The 26658-nt window shown below is 48.5% G+C and carries 17 protein-coding genes and 1 tRNA gene; 2 read left to right on the top strand and 16 right to left on the bottom strand.

Annotated elements, in window-relative coordinates; all coding sequences use genetic code 11:
• Nucleotides 1–10 precede the first annotated feature (10 nt).
• From MMIC_RS03750 to MMIC_RS03700, 10 genes are all read right to left on the bottom strand, one after another.
• A complete protein-coding gene (locus MMIC_RS03750) occupies nucleotides 11–1237 on the bottom strand; it encodes an N-acetylmuramoyl-L-alanine amidase (RefSeq protein ID WP_072659112.1) in 1227 nt (408 codons plus the stop codon).
• 73 nt (nucleotides 1238–1310) lie between these two features.
• Nucleotides 1311–2723: a mannose-1-phosphate guanylyltransferase/mannose-6-phosphate isomerase gene (locus MMIC_RS03745; protein WP_072659111.1), complete on the bottom strand. Its 1413-nt coding sequence runs from the start codon at nucleotides 2721–2723 to the stop codon at nucleotides 1311–1313.
• On the bottom strand, nucleotides 2720–4012 hold the full coding sequence (locus MMIC_RS03740; protein ID WP_227819335.1) for an NTP/NDP exchange transporter: 1293 nt from the start codon (nucleotides 4010–4012) through the stop codon (nucleotides 2720–2722). The genes MMIC_RS03745 and MMIC_RS03740 overlap by 4 nt, the downstream gene beginning before the upstream one ends.
• 264 nt (nucleotides 4013–4276) lie before the next feature.
• Complete coding sequence (locus tag MMIC_RS03735; RefSeq protein ID WP_072659110.1) at nucleotides 4277–9187, bottom strand: CotH kinase family protein; 4911 nt, start codon at nucleotides 9185–9187, stop codon at nucleotides 4277–4279.
• Nucleotides 9188–9190: 3 nt separating this feature from the next.
• Entirely contained in the window at nucleotides 9191–10123 is a 933-nt protein-coding gene (locus MMIC_RS03730) for a hypothetical protein (RefSeq protein WP_072659109.1), read from the bottom strand.
• A 13-nt stretch (nucleotides 10124–10136) separates the two neighbouring features.
• Entirely contained in the window at nucleotides 10137–11153 is a 1017-nt protein-coding gene (locus MMIC_RS03725; RefSeq protein ID WP_227819334.1) for a glycoside hydrolase family 113, read from the bottom strand.
• Nucleotides 11146–12648, bottom strand: a complete 1503-nt coding sequence (locus tag MMIC_RS03720; protein WP_227819333.1) for a hypothetical protein — start codon at nucleotides 12646–12648, stop codon at nucleotides 11146–11148. Before MMIC_RS03720 ends, MMIC_RS03725 begins: the two co-directional genes overlap by 8 nt.
• Entirely contained in the window at nucleotides 12648–14732 is a 2085-nt protein-coding gene (locus MMIC_RS03715) for a cyclic di-GMP-binding domain-containing protein, MshE-related (protein WP_072659106.1), read from the bottom strand. Before MMIC_RS03715 ends, MMIC_RS03720 begins: the two co-directional genes overlap by 1 nt.
• Before the next feature lie 8 nt (nucleotides 14733–14740).
• Nucleotides 14741–17173: a cellulose biosynthesis cyclic di-GMP-binding regulatory protein BcsB gene (locus MMIC_RS03710; protein ID WP_072659105.1), complete on the bottom strand. Its 2433-nt coding sequence runs from the start codon at nucleotides 17171–17173 to the stop codon at nucleotides 14741–14743.
• 217 nt (nucleotides 17174–17390) lie between these two features.
• Nucleotides 17391–17466 (bottom strand) — tRNA-Asn (locus MMIC_RS03700).
• Nucleotides 17467–17671: 205 nt separating this feature from the next.
• Between MMIC_RS03700 and MMIC_RS03690 the strand changes: the two genes are divergently transcribed.
• Together MMIC_RS03690 and MMIC_RS03685 are read left to right on the top strand one after the other, a co-directional pair.
• The gene (locus MMIC_RS03690) at nucleotides 17672–20062 is read left to right on the top strand and encodes a serine/threonine-protein kinase (protein ID WP_072659102.1); all 2391 of its coding nucleotides are present in this window, start codon (nucleotides 17672–17674) and stop codon (nucleotides 20060–20062) included.
• The gene (locus MMIC_RS03685) at nucleotides 20059–20868 is read left to right on the top strand and encodes a Stp1/IreP family PP2C-type Ser/Thr phosphatase (protein ID WP_143144868.1); all 810 of its coding nucleotides are present in this window, start codon (nucleotides 20059–20061) and stop codon (nucleotides 20866–20868) included. The genes MMIC_RS03690 and MMIC_RS03685 overlap by 4 nt, the downstream gene beginning before the upstream one ends.
• Before the next feature lie 169 nt (nucleotides 20869–21037).
• Here MMIC_RS03685 and MMIC_RS03680 read toward each other — a convergent pair whose 3' ends face one another.
• The 6 genes from MMIC_RS03680 to MMIC_RS03655 form a co-directional block, all read right to left on the bottom strand.
• Nucleotides 21038–22210, bottom strand: a complete 1173-nt coding sequence (locus tag MMIC_RS03680) for a deoxyguanosinetriphosphate triphosphohydrolase (RefSeq protein ID WP_072659101.1) — start codon at nucleotides 22208–22210, stop codon at nucleotides 21038–21040.
• Complete coding sequence (gene pyrF / locus MMIC_RS03675; RefSeq protein WP_227819331.1) at nucleotides 22210–22899, bottom strand: orotidine-5'-phosphate decarboxylase; 690 nt, start codon at nucleotides 22897–22899, stop codon at nucleotides 22210–22212. The genes MMIC_RS03680 and pyrF overlap by 1 nt, the downstream gene beginning before the upstream one ends.
• Complete coding sequence (locus MMIC_RS03670; RefSeq protein ID WP_072659100.1) at nucleotides 22899–24038, bottom strand: heat-shock protein; 1140 nt, start codon at nucleotides 24036–24038, stop codon at nucleotides 22899–22901. Before MMIC_RS03670 ends, pyrF begins: the two co-directional genes overlap by 1 nt.
• Nucleotides 24035–24346 carry a LapA family protein gene (locus MMIC_RS03665; protein ID WP_143144867.1) on the bottom strand — a complete coding sequence of 104 codons (312 nt, stop codon included), beginning with the start codon at nucleotides 24344–24346 and terminating at the stop codon, nucleotides 24035–24037. Before MMIC_RS03665 ends, MMIC_RS03670 begins: the two co-directional genes overlap by 4 nt.
• A gap of 13 nt (nucleotides 24347–24359) precedes the next feature.
• Nucleotides 24360–24644: an integration host factor subunit beta gene (locus MMIC_RS03660; protein WP_072659099.1), complete on the bottom strand. Its 285-nt coding sequence runs from the start codon at nucleotides 24642–24644 to the stop codon at nucleotides 24360–24362.
• Between the two features lie 121 nt (nucleotides 24645–24765).
• Nucleotides 24766–26604, bottom strand: a complete 1839-nt coding sequence (locus MMIC_RS03655) for a 30S ribosomal protein S1 (RefSeq protein ID WP_072659098.1) — start codon at nucleotides 26602–26604, stop codon at nucleotides 24766–24768.
• Between the last annotated feature and the right edge of the window lie 54 nt (nucleotides 26605–26658).

Raw genomic sequence — 26658 nt, 5'->3', positions numbered from 1 at the left:
GCCTATCCCTTTACAGCATTTCTATGATAAGTTGATTATTATCGGCAAGCATGGAATCAGCAGTGTCAGATGCCTTCTGCTGCGTAGTGTTCAAACGCCCCATCTTTCGGAAGAAATCAACACTTGCATCAAACAGGGTTGAAGCTAACAGCTTCTGATGTTTTCTGGTTCTTAATTTCTTTTCTCTTACCGGATTGGAAATATAGTCCAGTTCAACCAGAACACTTGGAATTTCCATCGCACTTAATACCGCAAAACGGGCACGTTTGGGTTTTGAATATTTAATCGGACCTGCACGCTTCAATTTACCAATCACAGTTTCAGCAAGAATCTGGGAACTGTTGATGCTATCAGTGCGCAGCATATTACCGAGAATACTGTTCACAACCGGGTCATCAATCTGATCAAAGGCCACGCCACCCACTTCATCAGCAGCATTTTCTTTGGCTGCCAGAGCTCTGGCCGCTTTATCCTGAGTGGCTCCGCGATCAGATAGTGTGTACACACTCGCACCTTTCACAGAACGTTCACGCACAGCATCTGCATGAATACTGATCATCAGATCAGCCTTGGCTTTGCGTGCCAGTCGCACACGCTTACCCAGAGAAACGAAATAATCACCTTTCCTGATCAGCACGGCATGCATACCCGGCGTTGCATTGACAATTTTGGCCAGCTCTTTGGCCACTGCCAGCGTAACCACCTTCTCATACAATTTGCGAGGACCAACCGCCCCGGGGTCTTCACCACCGTGACCGGCATCAATGGCAATAATTAATCCTTTTTTCTTCTTGGCTGCACCTGCAGTCATGGCCTCTTTCTTGGCCTGGCTCTGACGCATCAGATCCACGACCAAACGAGGCGGTTTACCCTGCGTCCGTTTAAGAGGGAATGATCGAGGCTGAACTTTTTCTTTTACATCAATAACCACCCTGAGTGTTCCTTCCTTGGAGATACCATGACGAATCCCTTTAACCACCGGGTCAGGAATGGGTAATTTTTTCAAATCGGCCTTGAGTTTAGTCTTCTGCATGTCGATCACAATCCGTTCGGGATTGTGCAAACGAGTCAATTTGTGCTCAATTTTCCCACTAAGATCGAAGACCAGACGGGTATGATCAGGAGCCGTCCACAAACGCACATCCCGAATCGTACCACTGGCCGCCACTGCAGCATTGGCAAACAGCAGCAGCACGAGCAGCCCAATCATTTTGGAAAACAGCATATTCAGTCGCATGATAGGCAATACTCACAGAGGCCACTGTCTTTGCAAGGTCTGAACATTACCCTCGAAGGAGGAACCGGTTCAATTACCTTGCACGACCATAGGTATCTTCAAAGCGCTCAATATCATCCTCATCCAGATAATCACCCACCTGCACTTCGATCAACTGCAATGGCATTTTCCCTTTATTCTCAAGGCGGTGTACTTCACCGATTGGAATATATGCGCTGCCATTCTTGGCAACGACTTTCACCAGATCCCCACAGGTCACTGTGGCCGTACCTTTCACTACCACCCAATGCTCGGAGCGATGCTGATGAGACTGCAGGCTGAGCTTGGCTCCGGGATTAACTTCGATACGTTTAATGGTGTAACCGGTAGCACCACCTTCAAGGATCGTGTAGCTGCCCCAGGGCCTGCGCACAGTAACATGTTCGAAATGATATTTGCCTTCGCCTAGTTTCAACTCATCAACGATATCTTTTACACGCTGACTTTCACCTGCCTTACATAGCAGAATAGCATCAGGTGTTTCAACAGCGATAACATCTTCCAGACCAACTGCAGCAATCAGGCTTTTTTCACTACGCAGTAAGGAACCTTTGCAATCAATCGCCAGCACATTACCACTGATATCGTTGCCATGTTCATCATGCGGTGCCATCTCATGCACAGCATCCCAGCTACCCACATCGGACCAGCCTATATCAGCTGCGACCAGTGAAACACGTTGCGATTTTTCCATAATGCCATAATCAATGGAGATATTCGGCATCTGATCAAACGTGGTACGAATCACTTCCTGCCAGGGCTCGCCGCCATTCCAGCGCTTGCGCATAGCATCCAAAAGCTCCCACACTTCCGGAAGATGTTCGCGCATCTCTTCCAGAATCGTGGATGATTTCCATACAAACATGCCGGAGTTCCAGAAATAGTTACCGTCATCCAGCATTTTTTGTGCATTCTCAAGATTCGGTTTCTCGACAAAACGCAAAACCGGCATCACATCGCCATCAGAGGCTTGTGTCTGCACATAACCGAATCCGGTTTCCGGATGGTTGGGCACTATGCCGAAGGTCACCAAACGCCCATCTTCAGCAGCACTTACCGCCTTTTTCAAACATCTCTGGAAAGCCGCCTGCTTACTGATGATATGGTCGGCGGGCAACACCACCATAACAGGATCCTCGTTTGTCAGGTCCTGAAACAGGGCTGCAGCGATTGCGATAGCGGGCGCAGTATTGCGACCGCAGGGTTCAAGAATCAGGTTCAATCCATCGAGCTCGGAAAATGCTTCACCGCTGGCATGTGTATCACCGGTTACCACCCATGCGTCTTCTCGACTGATCAACGGGCTTGAACGCGAAATCGTTGCACTGAGCATTGAATCCACACCGTTGATATTCAGGAACTGCTTGGGCAGCTGCTGCCTCGACAGCGGCCACAAACGCGTACCTGAACCTCCGGCCAATATAACTCCCCTGATCAACTGACTCATGCCTGACCCTCTCCTTTAACGTCTGCTTCAGCTTTTAGTACTGCTTCCGATTTTTCAGACCAAATTTTAAAACGCCTGCTGACATTGAATGTAACAAACAGCCAAAGCAGACACAAAGTAATATTTACCCCGACCAGAAACATGGTCGGCATCGCCAACATGGAGATCACAACGAAAATGACACCGCCCTGAATCAGATCACCAAAACGGGTAAAAAATGTATTAATGGCCAGCATACCTTCATAACGCGTAAAGCGGTCCAGCGGCAGAAACAGAATCTGCTTGGTGGTATTGGCTACGGAATAATCAATACTGTTGTCAGCCATTTTCACAATTGCAAACCATGCCAGCACCGGGAAAGCCAGCACAGAGATATACATCGCAAGATTAAATACGGCCAGACTGATCAAAGCGCCGCCCACACCAATCACCTGATACATAGGCCGAACCACGAAAGCCTGCAACACCAGCGTAGCAATATTCACATAGAGGTAAAACGTGGCATAAAATGCGCCGATTTCAGCACCACTTTTCTCACCCGTCACAAAATCGGCCAAAATAAATTCACCCGTGGAATTAATCAGGTTTAACAGCACAACGGATGCCGCAATCCAGCGCAGATAAGAATTATCAAACACTTTTTTCAGTCCACCGAGCAGATGTGAAATGGACTCATCATCGACATGATCATGATCTTTTCTCATCGCTACATTCGCAGTCGGTATCACCACGGCAATCGCCAACATAATCATCGCCAGTATCATCAACCCGTCAGCGTCTAACTCCAGATACAGGAACTTGGCAAACATGGAACCAACCATCGCCCCTAAAGAGCCACCAATAGCAATATAGGATGTCAGTCGTTTACCGCTTTCCACGCAGTGATAGTCACTAACCATGGTCCAGAATTGGGAAATCTGCAAAACGGAGAATATGCCCAGCCAGATAAAGAACGGCACACCGATGTCATAACCTGCCCTGTACAGGAAGTAGAACAACATAATGTTGCTGGCCAGGAAGATCGTAACTGCGTGGAACAACTTGTTCCCTTGCAGGTGCTTTATAATGTGCCCGTATATCGGCACCATAATCAATAACAGGGCCGCCTGACCGGCCAGGGCAAAACTTCGTATCTCGGCACTGCCACCATCGAGAATAAGACCTTCTCGCACAGGTTTCATCAGATAGTAGGCAAAAAGAATCAAAAAAAGGCGGATAGCAAACTGGAACGTCGCTTTGCCTTCAGGGCTTTTCATATCATCCCAGACTTTACTGATTAAATTCGCCAAAACATCCCCACACTACAAACGTACAACAGCAAAAACTGTATCTTCCACACATCACTGACAGCCATATCAGGTGTGGTAAACATGCAACCGAAGAACCTTAGTATCGATTAAATTCGAAAAAAAGTCACTTTTTATCACCGCATCACCAGATAGAACGCGGCATTACAGAGATAATCAGAAAAGATGCTGTCCCCCAAACAGGGGACATCTGTTACCTAATTAAACGCTACGAACTGGACACTCTGATAGACACTGGCCTAACAATCAGAACGGGCTGCAGGCTACAAAGCGATGATTACGTCCTGATCTGAGCGGTACACCTCTGGCTGTCAGTGTATTGGAATATTCATTCACTTCGGTTTTCAGCGGTTTCCAACGGTTACCATCATTCATCCACAACTCAAGCCTGTCCTCGTGTACCGTCACCGGCACCTCGGTTCTGCGCGAGTTTTCCTGCAAATACTCAACCATAAGGTCACCGCTTGTGGAAACACCAGAGCCTACCGAAAGCACCCATGAACGCTGGACACATCGCGCCGATGACTGTCCTGATGGCAGATATTTCGGCTTCTGGCCACCTTCAACTTTCATGTTTACCGCAGTTCGGGTTGCCACCGGATGATTCAGTACCAGGTGCCCTGCAAACAATCCCCAGCCTGCATCGGTCATATAAATGGAATCGCGACCTGCTTTGATCACACCCTTACCATGAAGCTCAGTCGGCAATGGCCAATCGAATATCGGAGCAGCGTCAGGATCGGCTGGCGTCCACTTGTAAGAGCCAAACAGCTTCTTATTCAGGAAGTGGTCATGTGCAGTGACATAATACATCAATGCCTCATAAGTTTTTCTGAAGTCATCCTCGCCATAAACGATAAAGTTATCCTTATACAGCTCCTTACCGATAACCGAAGCAAGGTTACCAATGCGAGCATGCATGACTGTAGGTGAGAACCAGCCGAATGTATCTTCCGGACCATTGGCCTCCAGTCCCAGAAGATGTCTGATCTTCTGCATCAGGCGATATTTCAGACGCGGATTGGTCAGTGCCTTGTCTTTCAACGGATTACTTACACCTACATCCGGTGGATAATAATACTGGAAGTTATCGTTGAAGATTTTATATGGTTTTTCAGTAAATGGATCGTAAGTGCGTCCGAACGTCAGATTGTAATCCCATGGAATAATGGTCCATTTGTTTGCTGTCGGATCACGGTACAACCAGTAGTTCTTGTTATAGGTGTCTCCATCGGTTACCAGAGCATTCACAGCAATCCAGTTAATCACAGACTCATCTTCAAAATGTCTGGCCAGTACGGTATGCATCTCATCCACGCGTGCCTGACTGACAGCTGTCGCCATATCACTGAGTGAACTGTAATCCTCATCCTGCGGGGTGATTTTATTGAAGCAGACATCCAATCTGTCGGTGCTCTTCAGATCTCCGCAGTATTCGGAATCTTCCGGCTGGTAAAACTCACCCCTGATATCCATATTATTGGCCGCCAGGAAGTTGGTGCCCATCCATTCAATCGACAGATAAAGACCAACGCGCCGACCTTCATTAAATGTAACCCTGACCAGATGCACTTCAGGCACTTTCATGCCCACTGCAGCCATCAACTTCCATGCCATCCACTCACGCATCATTGCCTTGTCCGATGCCATGGAGCGCAGCGCAATCCTGCGATGTCCGTACCAGCGACCACCCTCTTTATCCAATTTAATCAGCAGGGACTTCTTGGCAAATACACGAGTCGAACTACCAAGCACATTCACTGTGCCCAGCAGTGTTTTATTCAGAGTATGTCCTTTGGTCCTCATTTCGATATCGAATTCAGAGCGATCATAGGTACCCTTTTTGAATACCGCGTCCAGATAGCCTTCATCCATATTGATGTACAGCTCTTCAACCGGAATTTTATACAGCGCATGCTCCAGAGCCGCATACGAGAAGTTGAATGTTTCCCCGTGTGATATCCGTTTCTTATATTGATCTACATTATGTTTGGTAATGACGTGTTCTGGACTTACTGGCTGTACAGCTGGTTTAATTTCCTGAAGCAGCTCAGATTTCATCCATCCTGCATCTTTTCCATCATTCTGTGGATTAACACGCGCCCAGCCATCACTACTCTGCAGTATCGCTACAGTCTCACCCTTTGCCACCCAGCTATTAATTTCAGACTGTTCCTGGGCATGAACACGCAGCGTTGAGGTTTTTGTTACTTTATACAGCTTGCTGTTCGCATCAGCCTGCTTAACAGGTGTTGTTTTACTTGCAGCTTTGTTGCTGGCTACAGTAACCACCGGCGTGGTTTCAGCCCGTACCAGCGCGCTGTTAAATACCCAGCCGATTCTGTTGCTCAGCGTCATACGCACTTTGCTCCAGCTGCCCTTGCGCTGCAGCTCAGAGGCTGATTCATTGCGTGCCCCCCAGGCTACAACATCATACTTTTTGTCCGGACCTGCCCGCAGGTTTGTAGTCTGCTTAAAGAAATACAGAGGGCCTGTCTTATGCTCAATCACTGGAACCGGCTCAACCTCTACCTGCGCATCATTCGCTACAACAGTTGAGGGCGTGGCTGCGCTCGCCAACTGCATGGAGCTCTTGTATGCCCAGCCAATACGTTTGCTTTCCTGCATCTGAACCTTGAGCCAGTCACCGCGCGAATCCAACTGGTTAGCGTAAGCATCAATGCCTGCCCAGGTCACAACATCATATTTTGCATCAGGGCCAGCACGCAGGTTCGCCTTTCTGGTAAAACGCATCAGATTCTTATCAGGCGATTCATTTGCCGGAACTGCTGCAGCATCCATCTGTACAGGTGCGACTTCTGGCTTGGCTACCGGCTCTGTTGTAACCGGTTGAGGTTTCTCTACTGGCTTTTCAACCGGCTTGGATTCAACAACTTCTGCTTTCACGTCAGGCGAGGTACTTACAGGCGTTGCCGCCACCTGTTGCGGTACTGATGATACTTGCTGAACAGATGTTGAATCAATCCAACCGATACGACCACTATCAGCCATGCGCACCTTCAGCCATGAATCCTGTTGCTGCAAAATCACAACCATGGCACCGCTACCAGCCCAACCCAGCATCTCGGACAGAGCGCCAGGTGCGGAACGGATTGTAGTGGTTTTAGTTAGCTGTTTCTTCTGTCCGTCAATAATCGGCTCTTCTGTCATGGTCTGAACTACAGGCGGGGCAACTTCAGCTGCGACCACCTTGTTTTCTACTGGCGATACTGCGGTTGACGTTACTCTGACCGGCTCAGCTTCTGTCTGAGGTGCAACTTCAACGGCCTGTGGTTCTGGTGCGGGTGAAGCAGCGATGTCCTGTTTGACCGGGGCTACTGCCTGTGAATCCACGACAGTTGTACTCTCTTTAGCTTTCAGTGGTTCAAGTTTCGCAGAAGTGGTCTGGCTCGTTTCAAAAACAGTAACTCCATTTTCAGAAGAGTGCGGCGTTACAGGTGCAACTTCGGTAGGCACAGGTTCAGGCTGTGGTACAACTTCGACTACAGGTGCGGGATCAGAAGTAACTGAGACCTCCTGATTCATCGCCGTTTGAGGAACACTCTTTTCTACAGGCGTCTCGGCAGTTGGAGCAGTAGCCTCTGGTTTGGCTTCAAATACGGTAACTTCATTCTCGTCGGCTTGTGTATCTAGCGGTGTAGTTTCTACAGCCATCGGTTCAGGTTTTGATTCAACCATATCCATTTGCGGCTCTGAGCTTGCATGCATGGCATCAGCTTCAATCCAACCGACTCTGCCACTATCCCTCATGCGCACTTTCAGCCATGAACCCTGCTGTTCCAGTGTCTCAATCCGGGCACCGGTTCCTGCCCATCCAAGCACATCATATAGTGAGCCCGGCCCTGAGCGAATGGTTGTAGTTTTCACAACCTGCTCTTCTGCTCCGGCAGTATCACCCGGCAACATTGAGGCTTCCTGAGTTGAAGCCACTTCCTCGACCAGGGGCTCATCGGCAGTTTCTACTATCTCGTCGGCCGCCACAGCTTCGGCAGGAGCATCAACAGCAACCCTGGCCATAGATGTTTCATCAACTGGCGCAGTCTCATTGACAGGTGCGACTGCTGATTCAGGAGCTGCTTGTTCAGCAGTAGCAGGTTTCTCTTCAACTACAGCTTCATGTGCAATCACTTCAACAGGCTCTGCTACAACTTCATTCGCTGAATCATTCTGATCTATCGTTTGTATTGGCTGCTGTTCTGCAACCTGCGCAGGTGCAGTCTGATCCTTTTTAGTATCAACAAGCTGAACCTGTTCAACCGACTGCTCCGGTTCAGCTTCGGCAACAACATTCTGATTAATCACTTCAAGCGGCTGTTGTTCTGAGACCGGCTCTGCCGTATCAGCAAGCTGTACGGGTTCAGCTGGCTGAGCAGCTTCAGTCATTATTTCCTGATCAATCACTTCAACCACTTGCTGTTCTGAGGCAGAATCTGCTGAATCAGCAAGCTGTACCGACTCAGCAGGCTGATCAGCTTTAGTCATCTCGCTCTGATCAATTGTATCTACTGACTGCTGTGATGCCGGCGTGTTTGTCACCTCTTCAGCAGCAGCTTCAACAGCTACCGGCTCTGCAACATCAACCTCTCCAGCAGTTTTACTCTGTACAGTTTGATTGGTTTCCACAGGTGCATCTTCGATCACCCTGACCGACTGCTCTCCATCAACTGCATCCAGCCCCTTAACCGGGAGTACGACAGGTTCATCCAGATCAAAGGCCACCACAACGTCACCCTGAGCCAGGGTTGCAGAAGCAGCCTTGCCAGCCAGATCAGTTTCAGTCGCAGCCCAGCTAGAGTCAGCCCCCTGTTTGGCACGCGACTCCACATCATTCCATTGGCCGCCTTTCGCCTGCAAAGATGAAGGCACAAGATCCAGTGATGACGTATATGTCCAGCCAACGTCACCGCTCTGCAGAATGACTTTTTTCCAGGCGCCTTTACTTTCCAGTTCCGTTGCCCGCTCACCCCGTTGTGCAGTAGCCACAATATCAGATGAGTCATCAGGACTTTGATGCAAGCCGGATGAGTTCATCATTTGATAAACATCGCCCTCTGCCGCAAACAGCCAGGCACTGGCTGAGACCGTCATCATTGACAAGGCTGCCAGATGGACAAATAAGGATTTTCTATCAGCCATTATTTAATCTCTCCACCTATAACTGGCACCAAGCCCTGTATACCACGAAATCGGAGCATTACGCCCGTACAGGGCCTTGCCGAACAGAATATTTGCACTCCACCCTGTACCGATAAACGAGTGGGTGTAACTGATCTGAATAGAGGTTTGGTCCGAACTGGTAATGCTACCCACAGCCTGATTAACAAAAATTGCATTCTGTACGCCTCTGTTGGCAAAGCCGATACTGTTTATCAGACGCAGATCAAAGTAATCACCGGTTCTGACAAAGTCAGTTTCTGTTACCGCGTACTGAATAGCCGCATACGAGCGCAAAGTATTACCTTTACCACTGAAGAAATAGGTAAACTTGGAACCGGCCTTCCAACCCCATTTCCTTGAATTCACCCGCCAGGTTCTGAACGGGAAGTTATGACTCGGATCAGATGAGAACAGGACGCCCAAACCTGCACCAAGCGCTCCCTTACCAAGCGCTGATGGCCCATTATTATATCCTGTAGGAATAATCAGGAATGCCTCCCATGCAGCACTGTCCAGATAGTGCCCGGAAAAACGAGTTCTCACACCCAACTCAATATCTGCCAGACCCTTTGCATTACCTGTAACCAGAACACCGGGCCCGGGAAGACCACGTTGGCCACATCTGCGATAACCCATGCCAATGTTGGCATAAACAGTATGAAAGTATGACCAGCCGTACTCATAACCCACTGTCGCACCAAAATTCCTGGCTTTACAGATGCTATCAATCGTATTGCGCGAAACGTCCCAGTGTTTATCGGCAGCAGTAAAATTCAAATTACCGGTGATGAGATGCTCTCCCTGCTCTAGCATACCGACACCCGCATCGGCTTTTCCCGATATGGACAGAATAACGGTGAGTAGTGCCGCCAGCAGCGTCAATTGCTTTCTGTTGTTTCCAGTCACTCGACTCATAGTGCCCCTTCCCTCAAGACTTCCAATAACGTCTGATCATTTTTTCTGCCGGCTTGTTTTGCGGTGTGTAATCAGCATCTTGCGCACCGCCAGCTCCAATATCGCTGTACCACGCCCAGACAAACACCCCATTCACCCAGGCTTGATCAAGTGATCTCAACCATAGATCCAATGCATTTTTTTGTAAGCTCAGATCAACTTTCGCACTTTTTAAATTGTGCCACTCCCAGGGCCGGGCAGAAGCACCTGCGGCTGAAGGCATGCCAATCTCCAGCACCCACAATGGGAGGTTGATTTCAGCTACAGCAAGGCGGAGCTCTTCCACCGTCTGATCTATATGTAACTTCATCTCTTCCTTGCTACCAGAATCACCTAATGAGGGGTATAATGTTAAAGCAACTGCATCCAAGTCCTGCCAATACGGAAATGCTTTCAAACCGTCAATATTATGCGCCGCATAAGTCAGGATAATTGGCTTGGGCAGGATATCACGCAGCTGGCGTATCAACCTGGGCCAAGGCACATGCCTGGCAGCTTGTGATAACTCCGTACCAATCACAAATGAATCAACACGCAGTTCAGCTGCAAAACGTGCATGTTCAATTATCCGCTTGGAATAACTATCGAACCATGCCTGCCAGCTATGTTCATCCTTATGTTTGATTGCGCCTGCCCATGAGCCGGGAATGAGGATCTGCGGTTTAATCGTTACCTTCAAACCGTATTTTTTCGCATGGCGTACCGCAGCACGCAGTTGCGCATCTGTCACTGCTGCAGACTTACTGATTTCAAGTGAACTCGCACTCTTCTGTTCAAGAAAGGGGATAAAAACAACAGCATTGGATCCCATTGCCGCAAGTTTTTTTACTGATTTTTGCGCCCGGGCATCATCCCATGCAACATTCTTGTGCTGCAAGGCATTAAAACCGCGCAACATACGATCATTCTTCAGTCCATCGCCGGCACAGCCAATAACAAGCAATGAGACCATCACCGCTGTTATCGCAGGAAAAATAGCCGGTCTAGCCACTGACTTTCCTGTATACGCGCCAACCGAGATTATCATAGACAAGACGGAAACCATCCATGCCATGGTCATAGAGGTGAGGATAACGAATATTTATCCAGTCACGTCTTCCCGATATGGAATGAGGTTCAGGAACTGCAATCTGTCGCACATTCGGGTGCCTTTCACGCATGGCAGATTTAAAGTCATGGGAAAAAGAGAGTACCAAACCTTCAGCATCCCCTCGGGCAGCGACAACCTTGAATGCACTTCTTTCATAGACCAGCGTTGGTAATCTGTTGTTTTTCAACCACAAACCAACCTGCAGATCACCATCTTTACTGGCATCAGCAGTATGTTTTCCGGTGAGCGACTGAACCCATTGCGTCATCTGCGGATTTGCAGTTTCGATAAATAACCACCAGCCACCCACGACACTGACAACCATAAACACGATCAGGAAAAAAAACTCCCTACGAGTCTGCATTCGCACATAGGTCAACTCAGCCATCAGGCCGGCACTGATCAATGCCAGTATTTCAAATGGATGTGTCAGGTAATACTGACTCGTGGCAATCGCAATCGCGATCAACGGATGCAGCAGCAGCACGAACGAAGCACGGAAACGGTAGTTATTGTTGATGGTATCCAGCAACAGATATACCGACACCGGATAAGCAATCAGCAGATAACCCGTAGCAGCAAGCAGTGGTTTAAAGAACTGGCCGCCATAATCCAGCAGCCACGGATACTCATTGGTATACAGCATGCCCCCAAGAAAGGCTGAGTCTGCATGCTCAATAAAGTGCATGAAGGAACCTTCAAAAATCCAGTTCAAATAGGCCCAGGTTGCAACAGCAAAGGCAAAGGGTGTCCCCACAATCAGATAGAGGCCCACAGGAGATACCATGATGGTGCGAAGCGGAGCAATCACCACCAGCAGCGGGATCAGTGCCACAAAAATAAATACCGCCGAGCCATCGATAAAAAAGAATGCTACGAATGTGACGGCTAGTGAAATATAGGAGTGAATATCGTGGTCTGAAATAATATGCTGGAATCCACGGTAAAGCAGATAAAATGCAACCATGCTCAAAGCAATATGAGAGCCTGAGGTTGCCGCCCACAAGAAGCCCGGGTGAATAACCACAAGTACAGCCAGCATGGCGAGCCTGGTTTGACTCAGCTCCACTTCCCGCAAGTGATGTGCCCAGAGAAAGAGAAGAAATGCAGCAGCAATGATCGACAGCAAATATGGCGCACCGCCATCTTCAAGCCCTGGAATATAATAAAATGGAACCAGAAGATAGAGCGGCAAATGCGGCGCCAGGAAGGTGAAATTCTCCAACACCACTTCCTGGGCTCCCAATGCTGCAATGACTGTAGCCCAGCGCTCGGTAGCACTGTCTGAGATAAAGCCGTTGGCAAGCAACCATATCGTCACTATCGTCAGTGCCAACGTCAGAAGAGAAATAAAGAATCTCCCTTCCAGACCCGTTCTATTCAAAATCTGTTGCACTATTTCGCTCCAGCGCGTGACGGCGCAGGCGTTCGAACCGGGGTTTTACTGGCATCGATATCGTGTGTTACCTCAAACGTGGTCAATCCGTGATGGGTTTTCTCCCAGTAAAACGGATTATGAATCAGCTGCCAGAAACCTTTGTAACCAGCCCATGACTGTAACAGCCAATACATTGGTACCGTCAATGCCCATGGGATCAGTGAAAAATACCTGCGCTTGAAGCCACTAAGCATAAATAGATAAATCAGGAAACCATTGGCAATCAGCAGATTAAACAGCGTGATATACAATACGATCGGCGGAAAATAGGGATCAAAGGCTGTCGTGCTGGTAGCCAGCCAAAGGATATACATCAGGAACATAACCGGTGTAAGCAAGGCACTGACAATCGTGCCGCCAATGAAAAACTGAAAGCCCCAAAAACCGACGTGGCCCAGTTTTCTATACAGCAGAATTGGACTACGCATATGAACAAGGTAGCTCTGCATATATCCCTTCAACCAGCGGGAGCGCTGACGAATCCAGTTCGGAATCGAATTGTTCGCCTCTTCAAATGTTGTCGAGTTTAATACACCCACACGATAACCGGCCTGAGTCAGACGCACACCAAGGTCACAATCCTCTGTGACATTATAAGGATCCCAGCCCTCCATTTCCCGCAACACATTCATTCTAAAGTGATTGGAAGTCCCACCTAATGGAATAGGAATACGTAAGGCGTCCAAAGCTGGCAGGTAAAAGTCAAACCAGAGCGAGTACTCCATGGTGAACATACGGGTAAGCCAGTTCTCTGCAACATTGAAATAGTTCAATCTGGCCTGAATAACTGCCGTATTCTGAGGTGCTTTTTGGAATGCAATTACAGCTTTTTTGAGCTGATCAGGCTCAGGTGCATCTTCACCATCGTAAATAGTTGCCAACTCACCGCGGCAAAAATGAAGTGCGTAGTTACATGCCTTGGGTTTGGTTTTGGGTAGTGAATCAGGTACCCGGATAATCTCAAAAATACCCTCTAAGCCCAGCTCTTTTGCTGTCTCAATCGTTTCATCATCATCGTGCTCGAGAATCAGCTTGATATCGAGTTTGGAGAGTGGGTAGTCAAGCGAACGTAGTGCCTGAGCAATATTAGGCAGGGTTGCCGATTCATGATACATCGGCAACAAAACTGAATAGACAGGCAATGTGCTTTCATCAACTGCCACAACTTCCTCATCTGTCACCAGATTATCGAAGTGTTTGTCTCCACCCACCCACGTCAGCACAATGCGCAAACCAAAATTGAGCAGCAGAAACACTGAAATAATCACATTGATAATCACAAGCGAATTCACAGGCCAGTACGATATGGCAATAACACTCAGGGTCATCGAGATAAATAGAAAAATAAGCTGTTTAACCGTAAACACTTCAGAAGCTGAAAATTCAGGTTTACTGTTTGCCAGTTCATGTACCGCTTTTTCAGTATAGAACTGGTTACCGATTTCCTGTAAGACCCAGATAATGTCGAACTTTGATGTAATAACAAAATCAAAGGGTTCATCTACTATCTCGTCCACCATTTCAAGCAGCTTCGGATTCACATCCGCCACAGCCACCTTAAGCAGACCGCCTTCGCGGCGCCACGGCACAAACAGGTTCTCGGAATAGGTGGATAGATCATTACGATTAAGCAGTGACTCATCGAGTCGGTCTTTCAGCAGATCAACATTTGGTTTATCAAAATGCTCTGCCAGTGCCTCTCCCATCAGATAGGGTTTCACCCAACCTCTGGCCAGAATAATATCACCAAGCCGGGTCCCCCAGTGTTTCTGGGTTTCAATCGCTTCGAGCAACTGCCTTTCGCTGATCAGTTCCCGTTCAACCAGCAGATCGCCAATTCGACCCTTACGGAACTGATCAGTAAGAACACTGTAAAAGTCAACAGCAGTCACCCAGCGGTTCGCCAGGATAATATCGCCTAACCTTCCACCCGCTGTTTTCTGATGAAGAAGCGCCTGCTCTAATTGGTCGTTGCTGATGAGCTCCGCGCTCACCAGCAATTCACCAATTCGAGGCTTAGCCCCACCTCCGGACTGGCCCATAGCCGCTACTACCTTTTCTCATCAAGATGATCCAGTGAATCACCCGGATGAACGGTATGATCCTCATGCATATACGCGGCAGCGCCACCCTGCATACGCTCTTCCTCAGCCTGATAGAGCGCATCGTCTTCTTCACGGGCAACCTTGTTAGCTCTGGACATACGATAGAGGTATACCACAACCATAGTCAGCAGGAACCACAACAATACCATCAGCCAGAAGCGGTACTTACCCAACACATCGAACCAGTCTTCCACGTCAGGATAATATACCTGCGCCAGAGATGGCTCCCTGCTATTCAGGGTTTTGATCACGCCCATAGAGTCAATAAAAGCCACATCATCTTCGGTCAGATCCAGCCTATCCATAACAGCGATATCAGATGCACTGGATGGATTTACCCAAAGTCCATACGCTGCCGGAGCCTTAACAATTTCTGCAACCGTAATCTTGGAAAGTTCGCTGACATCAAAATAGGTTTCACCATTGGGCGAAAGAATTTTCACTCGACCCTTATCAAAACGAACCGGCGCCTCCATATCATCTGCAAGAGCGAAATTACCCACAGCTACAAATGGATTGCCCGGGCTGAGCACATCGCCGGGACCCGCAAAGGTAAGTCTGGTGTGATCAATCAGCAACGGGAAGTCGGCAGACAGACGTGCCAACAGGTGCAACGCACGCTCCGGATTCTGCAGGTATGAGGTTTCAAGATATGTATCGAAACCCTGCGAGAAATAGTTGGTCAGATCAGAGAACTTAGCAGGTGCTGCATCTTCGTTCTTTTTCACCACTAGGGCACTGTCCGGGGTAATCTGAATGTAATCGTGAGGCATTACACCACGGCAATCACCCTGCTCCACATCATGCTGCACAACAACTCGAATATCATTGTATTGTTTCTGATATTCTGAGGGCAGATTGACTGTAAAGTTCTGCATCAAACCGTTGTTTTCCAATCGTGCTGACTTAATCATAACGTCATTCAGGAATACGTACATTTCGTAAGTCGGGTCATTTTCCCAACGCACCGGCGCAATGATATTAAGACTCAGAAAGTCAGGTCTGGTACCCACTGGCAGTGTAAATGGAGCAATAACCATCTGCCAGCTTGCTTCACGGGTAATGTATTTAACGCCGGGTTCAAACCCCAGCTTGGTCAGTGGCAAGGAGTAATAACCGGCATCGCCCTCTGTACCGAGAAGACCCAGCTTGATACGCAGATCATCGGGTCTATACACACGATATTGCTGGCCCGCACTGAGTAGTTTCCACTCATTACTCAACAGATACATAGGCTGAACATCGTAAGGGTCAGTCACAACAATGGCAGACCTGTTCTGCAGCCTGATCAGCGCAAGATTACTGACGTGATCAAGCGCCCGCCCCATACTTGCAACTGTTCCGCCTTTACCCACAGTCAAGCGCTTCAGGTCAATAAGTCTTTCCAACTCGGTCTTCGGAGCGACAACGATATCACCTATTTCAGGCAGACGCTTAATAGAAACCTCTTTACCACTCTCAACCAACAGCGCCATCAAACCAAGTGTTGATGCAAACTGACCCTGGCTCAGGTTACCTTCAGAAATACTGATCGACACTTTTTGCGGCAGCATACGCCACGCATCACGGATCGAACGCTCAACCGACTGGTAAGCGATGGTCAGAGATGATTCAGGTAGAATATGCAGGAACGCACCATTGATGCGGTCATCAAAACAGCGATCCTCTGTCACAAGCAGCGTGCTACGAACTGTAACCTTCGCATGCTCACCACGGAACGCAGATGCCGGCAGCATAATATCAAGCTCATGCAAACCGCCATCGCCGGAGAGCCCCACCTGTTTGTATGGTTTGCCATTTACAGAAACGCGAACATTGGCCTGCTTGTGAATGTCTGGAGAGGCACGATACAGAAGCCTGAATCTGCCATTTACAATCCTGCTATCCAGTGGCGAATCGAAGAAAAATGAATGCTCATGCGTGCCTGCTGTGCCTTCAAACATCACGCCATTTTTAAAGCCTTTATCGAGCAGGGAAACCTGCCTGGAGGTAGACATGATATCAGGTTCATTGACTGCGACAGCAACCGTCTTGGCAGAAGACCTGGCGGAAGAACGTCTGGATGCTTTCCTGACCACCCGCTTCGCAGTTGCCTTATGTACCTGCGAGGAACGAATCCAGCCTTGTGCACCAGTGCTTTTCACTGCCACAAAGACCCATGAGCCCTGACGCTCCATCTCGACCATCTGATCGCCACCACGCAAACTGACCAGGCGCGAAGCAGTTGTTGATGGTCCGGCATATAATGACGCTTTTGAAGGCGTTACCTTCAAGCGGTCACCAATCTCCGCCTGTGCAACAGGCACATTGCACACAGCAAGCAGCAGCATTGCTGCAAGCATCGGTTTTATTTTATTTATTGAAAAATAAATATTCATCGTACACCCCAGCCACTTCCCTGTCACAGTGAATCAAATAGATACAATTTCGGACAATAACGTATTAAATTTTGTTAATCAACATACTGAACTGTATGGTTTGTTTAGCAATATCGCCCATAAAGGCGAGAACCATATAGACTGACATATTTATTTTATGTCTGCCCCCAAGCAGGGTACAAAAAAAGGGCCGGTAAAAACCGACCCTTTTTATATATGGCTCCCCGAGCAGGACTCGAACCTGCGACATATGGATTAACAGTCCACCGTTCTACCAACTGAACTATCGGGGATTAAGCGCGGCGAACCGTACGGAGCAGCAATGGCCCTGTCAATACGTCTCAGTGCACTTTTTTTTCATCGGCGTGATTTTCAAATAGCCACACCCGCTCATCCCCAGTTTATTGACCGGAGCCTATTGCGCCGTCAGGACAATATTGACAATATAGCTGATTGTCTGAGCACAGGTATAATCATCAAAACGGAGGGGATTATCCATTGAATTATGGCGCGATCTGGAAATCAGACTGGTTTATAAGCGTCATTATTTCCGTGTTGTTTATTGCAGCATATACCAGCGACTTTTCATTACTAAGAAAAATGGAACTGAATGCTTACGACCTGGCCATTCAGACCAACTCTCACCCCCCCGGCGGCAATATTGTTTTGCTCAATGCAATCGCAAAAGATCAGAATCAACTACAGTCTCTCATTGCCGAATCAGTTCAAAAGCTATCCGACGCCGGAGCACGTTTTATTGCCATAGATACCCTGTTCAGTGAACCTGATGCGAATGGGACGAATCAGCCCAACAGACTGAGCAGGGCTGTCAAGCTCTCAGGCAACACACTGATGCCGATGTTCTTTGATTCAGGCAGCAGCAGTAACTCAAGCAGTATCGCACTACCCAACTACGTCAGACGGGCCACCCTCAAGCAGATCAATCTACTTGATGTAAATGCCACGCCACTACCGGCCATGAACCTGCGTTATCCTTATCGCGAACTAACTGAAGCAGCAGCTGGACTGGGCCACATGACCATTGTGGATGACCCTGATGGCATAGTCAGAAGCGAACCACTCATCATTGAGTATGCGGGCCAGTATTTCCCATCCATGTCACTGGCCCTGGCTGCCAAGGTGCAGAATATTCCATTAGACGATCTTCGAATCAATCTCGGGGTAGATATTGAACTTGGCGCGGCAAATATTATTATTGATACGCGTGCGCGAATTTTTCCGCCATTTTACTCAGGCATCGATAATTCTTTTCCCACATATACGCTGCAGGATCTACTCAGCGGAAAAATATCCGACCATCTTTTCAAAAACAAAATCGTACTCATAAACTCAGGTCAGGAGTCTGGTAACAGATTCTCTACGCCTTTGAAAAGTGGTGTATCCCGTAGTGAATTCAGTGCCCATGTGCTGGAAAGTATTCTTAACGAAGAATTCGTCAAACGTCCCGCATGGGCTACGCTGGGTGAATTACTATTGCTCTTACTTGTCGCTTTCTATATGACCTTTATTCTACCTCGAATCCCCATAAGAGCAGCCATTACTCTATTGATAGTGCTGTTCATACTCATCATGGCAGCAGGCTTGTTCCTGCTAACCAGTCAGCTGATATGGATTCAGACCGTCACTGCAGCCCTGCTACTCAGCTTCGGTCATATGGCATACGCGTTAAAACAGTATCTGACGATCAAAGATCATCACCACAGCTTTGAATCCAACCCTGATGAAACCAATAAAATGCTTGGCCTCTCATTTCAGAGTCAGAACATGTTGGAGAAGGCTTTCGAAAAGTTTCTTATCTGCCCATTGGATGAATCCATGTTACCCGTGCTATACGACCTGGCTCTGGCTTTTGAACGCAAGCGTCAGTATGGCGAAGCAGTCAATGTGTATCAGCATATCAGCAAGTTCAACGCCTCCTATAAAGACATTCAAGCGCGCCTGATCAGTGCCAACAGCGCCAAAGACACCGTTTCAAATGCCGACTCAAGCATCGGTTTATCTACAATCCTGAAAAGCGGTGGCACAAGCCCCACCCTGGGACGCTATGAAATAGTCAGTGAACTGGGTAAAGGTGCCATGGGTACGGTTTATCTGGGGCGTGATCCGAAAATCAACCGTCAGGTGGCCATTAAAACAATGGCCCTGTCTCAGGAGTTCGAAGCCGATGAACTCGAAGAGATCAAGGAACGCTTTTTCCACGAAGCTGAAATAGCCGGCATGCTCAACCACCCCAACATCGTCACGATCTTCGATGCCGGCGATGAGCACGACCTGGCTTATATTGCCATGGAATATCTCAACGGCATTGACCTTGTACCCTACACCAAGAAAGGGAAGTTATTACCTCTGGTGACCATACTTAAAATTTCAGCCAAAGTGGCCGAAGCTCTGCAATACGCTCATGATCACGGCGTCATCCATCGCGATATTAAACCGGCCAATATTATGATTCTGAAAAACAAAACCGTAAAAGTAACAGACTTCGGCATTGCGCATATCAATGATTCAAGCAAAACCAAAGCAGGGGTAGTACTCGGAACGCCGTCATATATGTCTCCCGAACAGCTTTCCGGCAAAACACTTGATGGCCGATCAGACCTGTTCTCCCTTGGCGTCATGCTCTACGAACTGGCCTGCGGAGAGCGTCCCTTCCGTGCCGAGTCAATCAGCAAACTGATGTATAAAATCGCCAAAGAGCCACATATCAGTGTACTGAAACATAAACCCGAGATACCCGCCTCTGTCGCCATATTGATTGACCAACTGCTGTCCAAAAAGGTGGATCTACGCATCCCTACTGCCAGCGAAACCCTGGCAAGAATTCAGCAATGCCTGCGTGAAATCGGCAAGCAGGAGAAGGGTCAGTGATACCGCTTGAAATGCATGCCATGACAGATGTCGGCAAAAAACGCCAACATAATGAAGATTATGTTGGCGTCTCCCTGACTCACGGCGTGGCTGTCCTGGCTGATGGCATGGGCGGCTATAATGCAGGTGAAGTTGCCAGCCGCATGGCTGTTGAAATCATCACAACAACAGTGCAGAAAAAAATCCTGCAAATGCCCACAGCCCAGATTAATGAACATACAGGATTCACCGAAGAGTCTGTACTGGTGCGCGATGCTATCCTGCAAGCCAACAACTCCATTTTCAGCACTGCCAGCACACAACAAGAATGTGCAGGCATGGGCACCACAGTACTCGCAGCAGCCTTTTATGGTGACCGCATCACTGCAGCACACGTTGGCGACTCACGCATGTACAGACTCAGAGACAATATCCTTACGCATGTCACTGAAGATCACTCACTCATCCATGAACAGGTTCGTCGCGGACTACTCACCGCGGCAAATGCGCGCAACTCTTCAATCAAAAACCTGGTCACCCGCGCGCTCGGCGTGGAGGCAAATGTCGAAGCTGATATCGTTGAAGATATGGTTTTCGAAGGAGACCTGTATCTGATGTGCTCAGATGGGCTCACTGACGTAGTTTCCGATGAAGTTATTCATGCCACACTGACGCATTATTGGGACAATCTACCCGCTGCAAATCAGCGTCTGATTGGTCTGGCAAATGAAGCAGGAGGCCCGGATAATATTTCCGTCATCCTGATCAAAGCACCTAAAGAAGAAAAATCTACAAAAGGTTTTTTCTCACGCTTATTCAGAAAATAAACCGTTACCAGAGATCGCTATGCTTCCCCAAGCAGAAAGAACAGTAATAATCTTACCCCTCACCCTCTTTTAGTCAGAACCCAACAAAACACGGATATATCGAAAAGCTGTAGTACATTTGATGCGGGAAATTATTTTCTTCGCACTGAACAATCAATGCGGACACAAATTATGGACGGACGTTCACGTTAAACAATCGCTCGTGCTCTTCCAGGGCATAACGATCAGTCATGCCGGCAATGTAATCTGCAATGATGCGCGCCTGGCGAACATCGGTCAGACCACCAACTATTTTAGCCATGCGCATTTCATCCTGCTGATTTTCCGGCAACATGGCAGGACAATCCATGTACACTTCAAAGATTTCGCGAATCACCCGCTCTGCCTTATTGGCCATGCGTGCTACGCGGTAATGACGGTACATATTCTTATACAGGAACTTCTTCAACTCACCATTCATACGGCGCACATGTTTTGAGAAACCGACCAGTGGTGCCGGAGACCTGCGTACATCCTCAAAGCTTTTAACATTCAATTCCCTGATACGATGGCGGGTTTCTTCAATGACATCGACAATCAGATCATTAATCATATGACGTACTGTTTCATTCACCTTCAAACGTTCAGATGCATCAGGGAATTCTGCTTCCACTTTTTCATAATTACTACCGAACAGCTCAAGCTTAATCAGCTCATCAATAGAGAGCATGCCGGCCCTGTAACCATCATCAATATCGTGATTGTTATAGGCAATCTCGTCAGCAAGGTTTCCTATCTGTGCTTCCAGCGCTGGCTGTTCATGCAGATTATAATGTGCCAGATCAATGTTCTTCGGCGTGTCATAAGCTGAATGGTGTTTCACAATGCCTTCGCGGGTTTCATAGGAGAGATTCAAACCGGTAAAAGCCGCGTATTTATGCTCCAACTCTTCTACGATGCGCAGTGACTGGCGGTTATGCTCAAATCCTCCGTATGGCTTCATCACTTCATCCAGAGCATCCTGACCAGAATGACCGAAAGGCGTATGGCCAAGGTCGTGTGCCAATGCCACCGCCTCGGCCAGATCTTCATGCAGATGCATAGAGCGGCAGATAGAACGGGCAATCTGAGCCACCTCAATGGAGTGCGTCAGCCGCGTGCGATAATGATCCCCTTCATGGTTTACAAATACCTGAGTCTTGTATTCCAGGCGGCGAAATGCCGTAGAATGAATGATACGGTCACGATCACGCTGAAAAGGGTTGCGGTGCGGGGATTCAGGCTCGTCATATACACGTCCGCGAGAATCAGCTGTACGACAGGAATATGAGGCTAGCGTTGATTCGTAATTGTTTTGACTCATCAGGCAGTCACAGACTCCATCATCGCCAGAGCTTCCAGAGCTGCATCACGCGGGTTCGGCGCATGCAGAATCGGACGCCCTACCACCAGGTAATCGGAGCCACCCGTAATTGCAGAGGCAGGATCGGCCACCCGTTTCTGATCCTGAGTATCCTGTCCACCCCAGCGGATACCCGGGGTAACAGTAATAAAATTGGTGCCACATGTTTGTTTAATCGCGGCAGCTTCATGCACACTGCAGACAATGCCATCAAGGCCTGCATCATGCGCCAGCTTTGCACGCTCCAGTGCCACAACCCGCGCCTGCTCTTTCGGCATCGGATCACTAGTCAACACAGTCACTGCGATCAACTTCATATCCGGAAAATTGGCTGCGGCTTTTGCAGCAGAAGCGAGCATCTCTTCCCCACCACCGGCATGCACATTGATCATATCCACACCGAGACCACCGGCACTTTCGACAGCCTGAGCTACAGTGTTAGGAATATCGTGAAATTTCAGGTCAAGAAACAGCTTATGCGACGTATTCAAGTCACGAACCAGCTCGGGCCCCTCAGCCACAAACAGGCGCAGCCCCACTTTCAACCAGCCTACTGAATCACCAAGCTGATCACGCATAGCCAGTGCTGCATCGCGGTGGTTAACATCCAGAGCCACCATCAGTCTGTCTTTCATTCTGTTATCCGGCATTAAATACTCTCCTCGGACTTCGGATGCAGCGTGCCCCATGAATGGCATTGAGGGCACTGCCAGCGCACCTCTACCACTTCAACACCACATTGCTCACAGGCATAGTTCTTGGCGCTTTTACGCCACTGTCTGGAAAACCGGGCATGTGCATCGGACTCGTCACCAAGAACTGCATTCAAACGCAGTGATTCGCGCAGTGAATTGGGCACAAAACCTAGTTCTGCGCACAAGGCCTGCGCTTCCGCGCTTGAGCGATCCCGCCCTACAGCCTCCATCCATGCCAGAGCAAGCTCTGCATCCCTTCCCTGTTGCCAGAATGCATGCAGCAGATTCACACCTTCTGAACTGTAATAATCATCATATTGAAGTAATATCTGAATAATCAGAGGAAAATGCTCGCGGGAGTGTTCCCTGAGTGCAGAAATACCGACTCCGGCTTTATCAAAATCATGATCCCTCAGAGCCAACTCAATCTCCACCATTCGGGCAGGTGCACACGACTGGTCCAATGCCATTGCCTGGTCAGCATAACCATGTGCACCTTCATAATCAGATTCGTTACAGCATTGCCTGGCCATCTCGGAAAACAGATAGGCGCGGTGAGATCCATAAGATTCCCTGCGCACCTGCTCCAACCGCGATAATAGCTCTTCAGCAGCAAGCCACTCGGAACTCTGCTCGCGAATTCGCAGGCTTGCTTCCAATGCGCCAGCATGATCAGACTGAATATCAAGCGCTTTGCGATATTGATACAAGGCTCGATCAAGCAAACCACCAGTCTGAAAATCGATAGCCAGAGCCAGATGTGCCTGTAAATGCATCGACTTTGGCAGATCCGGACGTGCCAGCAGATTTTGGTGAATGCGCACTGCACGACCTATTTCACCTTTGGAGCGGAACATTTCACCGAGTGCCATATACACATCGGCAGCCTCCGATCTGAGACGAGCCACCTGTACCATCTCCTGTAATGCGCGATCCGGCTCATCGGACAATAGATAATTGATACCACGTAACAGAGGAGAGATGCGTTCATCTTCTTCCTGCTCAGGCTTGGCTTCTTCTTGTAATGGGCGCAACACCAGAGCCAGCAGCACCACCAGTGCGATGGCGGTAATCGCCAGTAATAGTGTATTCATACGTCGTCTTGCAATGGGATATTGCGCAAATTATCCACTTCCTGTTGCAAGCGTTCATTTTCATCCCGCAAGCGAGCGATCTCTAGTTTATGCTTGCGCCGGGAAAAACTCAGAGACAATACACCGCCGAAAAAACCGAGCATGAATGCGATAAAAACCGGCACATAGATTGGAATAGATGCGCTAGAAACGCCAAGAAACCTAATATGAACAGGAGTAAGATTGGCCAGAGCAAACATCGTCGCAAACGATGTCAGCACAATGACCAGGAGTACGTTAATCCAGTTGACTGAATTCAGACCACTCATTGATGAAGGGATTTTAAAGCGCGCGATCAACTCTCTCACGCAGATCCTTACCCGGTTTGAAATGAGGAACTACCTTAGCAGGAACCATAACCGATTCTCCGGTTTTCGGATTACGGCCAAGGCGTTCATTGCGTTCTTTCGTGGTAAAGCTGCCGAAGCCGCGCAATTCTACATGCCCGCCATCTGAGAGAGCATCACCAATCACTGAAAAGATCGTGTTAACCACAACCTCAGCCTCGCGCCGGGTAATACCTTCCTGTTTCTCTGCTATGATATCTACCAATTCAGATTTTGTCATAACACCCTCCAGGCCAGCCTCTCTAAAACAGCGAACCATGATGGAACAGCATGGTTCACTATCTCCCTAGCTTAGGCAATCAGGCCCGAATCGCAAGCCGATCCGGGCCTGATCAGTCCTTTTATTTCTTCTTGGCAGCCTTTTTAGCCGGTTTTTTAGCTTCACTGGCTTCGAGCATGCGTTGCAATTGCAATGCCAATGCAGATGGTGCCGATTCTTCTGCAGCCTGCTTGGAATAGTTGCGCATCGCATCACGCTCTTCATCGCGTAACTGCTGACGGATGGACAGATCCACCTGCCTGCGCTTGTGATTCACTTCGATGATCTTCGCTTCCACTTCGTCACCGACTTTCAGCTCCGCATGTTCACGCGGTACTTCGCGCCTTGGCAAAAATGCCTGCACACCCTCTGCCAGATTAATGACCGAGCCACCCTGATTCAGTTCAGCAACTGTACCATTCACACTGTCACCACGTTTGACGCTGGACATAAACAATTCAAACGGATCACCGGAAAGCTGTTTGATTCCAAGCGAAATACGCTGTTTTTCAGCATCAACGCCAAGCACGACACATTCTACATCCTGACCTTTACTATATTCAGCCAGTGCCTCTGCACCTTTCTGTTCCCATGACAGATTTTCCATGTGAACCAGACCATCCATACCTTCAGCAACAGGTACGAAGAAGCCGAAATCGGTTACATTCTTGATTTTTCCAGTGATGTGCGAAGAGATGGGATGATCAGCCAACCAGCTCTGCCATGGATTATCACTCACAGCTTTCAGACTCAGACGGATACGACGGGCGTCAGCATCAACTTCGAGCACTGCAACATCAACCACATCGCCTTCAGACAAGACAGATGCAGGTTTTACATCATTCTTCGTCCAGCTCAATTCAGAACGATGGATCATACCTTCAATACCGGGTTCAATCTCAACCACAGCACCGAATTCCAACAGGCGGCGGACCGTTCCGGTCAAACGCATGCCAGCCTCATAATTAACAGCTACATTTTCCCATGGATCGGATTGCAGGGCCTTCATGGACACGGATACTTTACCTGTTTCCGCATTCATCTTAACGATTTCAACCGTCACACTCTGTCCGACAGCCAGCATCTCGGATGGGTGTTTAATGCGACGCCATGAGATATCAGAAACATGCAACAGGGCATCCACACCGCCCAGATCAACAAAGGCACCGAAATCAGCCATGCGTTTAATTTCACCACTCAGTTTATCACCAACGGCTTTGCTTTCAAAAAATACCGCACGCTGCGCATCACGTTCAACAGACATTGGTTTTTTACGTGAAACCACAATGTTTTCAGGTCTGCGACGTGCTTCCAGAACGGCCACTTTACATGCTTTACCAACCAGCTGATCAGCACTGACATGCATATCAGTATCAGCTTCCGAGCGCGGCATAAATGCATTCAAACCGGAAAGATTAACACGGAAGCCACCTTTCACTTCGGCTGTCACAATAGCATCAATCGCTTCACCATTTTCAGATGCAGTTTCAATCGCAGTCCAGGCTTCACGCTGTTTTGCAGCCAGAACGGACAACACCACTCCGGAACCACCGCCAACCGACTGAACCATTGCATCAATTTCTTCGCCGACGGCAGGCACATCAATGCCAGCCTGGGTAAATTCTGCGACGGGAATAGTGCCTTCACCTTTGGCACCCACGTCCATCGTCACAGTGTCTGCATTAACGCTGACGATCATTCCTTTGATCATTTCACCACGTTTTACAATGGGCTGCTCTTTCAGTGAAGCCTCAAACATCTGCTTGAATGACTCTTCTTCAGCTGTGTCCTCTGCAGCTGCTTCCTCTGCTACTACTGGCGTTTCCTCTACCGCTGCAGGCGCTTCCTCTGCCACTACAGGTGTTTCCTGTGTATCTACAGTTGTTTCCTGTACTTCTTCCAAGTTCTGGGCTTCACTCATTGTTCTATCCGTCCTAGTTCAATTCTTCTATAGAATTGTTATTCAGTTTTGTGT

The sequence above is a fragment of the Mariprofundus micogutta genome, from assembly GCF_001895085.1.
Classification (GTDB): Bacteria; Pseudomonadota; Zetaproteobacteria; order Mariprofundales; family Mariprofundaceae; genus Mariprofundus; species Mariprofundus micogutta.
Note: the sequence above shows the minus strand (reverse complement) of the source record. Positions and strands in the feature narration are given on the sequence as shown.

Excerpts from the sequence above, each read along its gene's own strand:
- MMIC_RS03710 (WP_072659105.1), bottom strand. The coding sequence starts at position 17,173 with ATGAATATTTATTTTTCAATAAATAAAATAAAACCGATGCTTGCAGCA.
- MMIC_RS03715 (WP_072659106.1), bottom strand. The coding sequence starts at position 14,732 with ATGGGCCAGTCCGGAGGTGGGGCTAAGCCTCGAATTGGTGAATTGCTG.
- MMIC_RS03665 (WP_143144867.1), bottom strand. The coding sequence starts at position 24,346 with ATGAGTGGTCTGAATTCAGTCAACTGGATTAACGTACTCCTGGTCATT.
- MMIC_RS03750 (WP_072659112.1), bottom strand. The coding sequence starts at position 1,237 with ATGCGACTGAATATGCTGTTTTCCAAAATGATTGGGCTGCTCGTGCTG.
- MMIC_RS03670 (WP_072659100.1), bottom strand. The coding sequence starts at position 24,038 with ATGAATACACTATTACTGGCGATTACCGCCATCGCACTGGTGGTGCTG.
- MMIC_RS03660 (WP_072659099.1), bottom strand. The coding sequence starts at position 24,644 with ATGACAAAATCTGAATTGGTAGATATCATAGCAGAGAAACAGGAAGGT.
- pyrF (WP_227819331.1), bottom strand. The coding sequence starts at position 22,899 with ATGCCGGATAACAGAATGAAAGACAGACTGATGGTGGCTCTGGATGTT.
- MMIC_RS03655 (WP_072659098.1), bottom strand. The coding sequence starts at position 26,604 with ATGAGTGAAGCCCAGAACTTGGAAGAAGTACAGGAAACAACTGTAGAT.
- MMIC_RS03745 (WP_072659111.1), bottom strand. The coding sequence starts at position 2,723 with ATGAGTCAGTTGATCAGGGGAGTTATATTGGCCGGAGGTTCAGGTACG.
- MMIC_RS03680 (WP_072659101.1), bottom strand. The coding sequence starts at position 22,210 with ATGAGTCAAAACAATTACGAATCAACGCTAGCCTCATATTCCTGTCGT.
- MMIC_RS03730 (WP_072659109.1), bottom strand. The coding sequence starts at position 10,123 with ATGAGTCGAGTGACTGGAAACAACAGAAAGCAATTGACGCTGCTGGCG.
- MMIC_RS03735 (WP_072659110.1), bottom strand. The coding sequence starts at position 9,187 with ATGGCTGATAGAAAATCCTTATTTGTCCATCTGGCAGCCTTGTCAATG.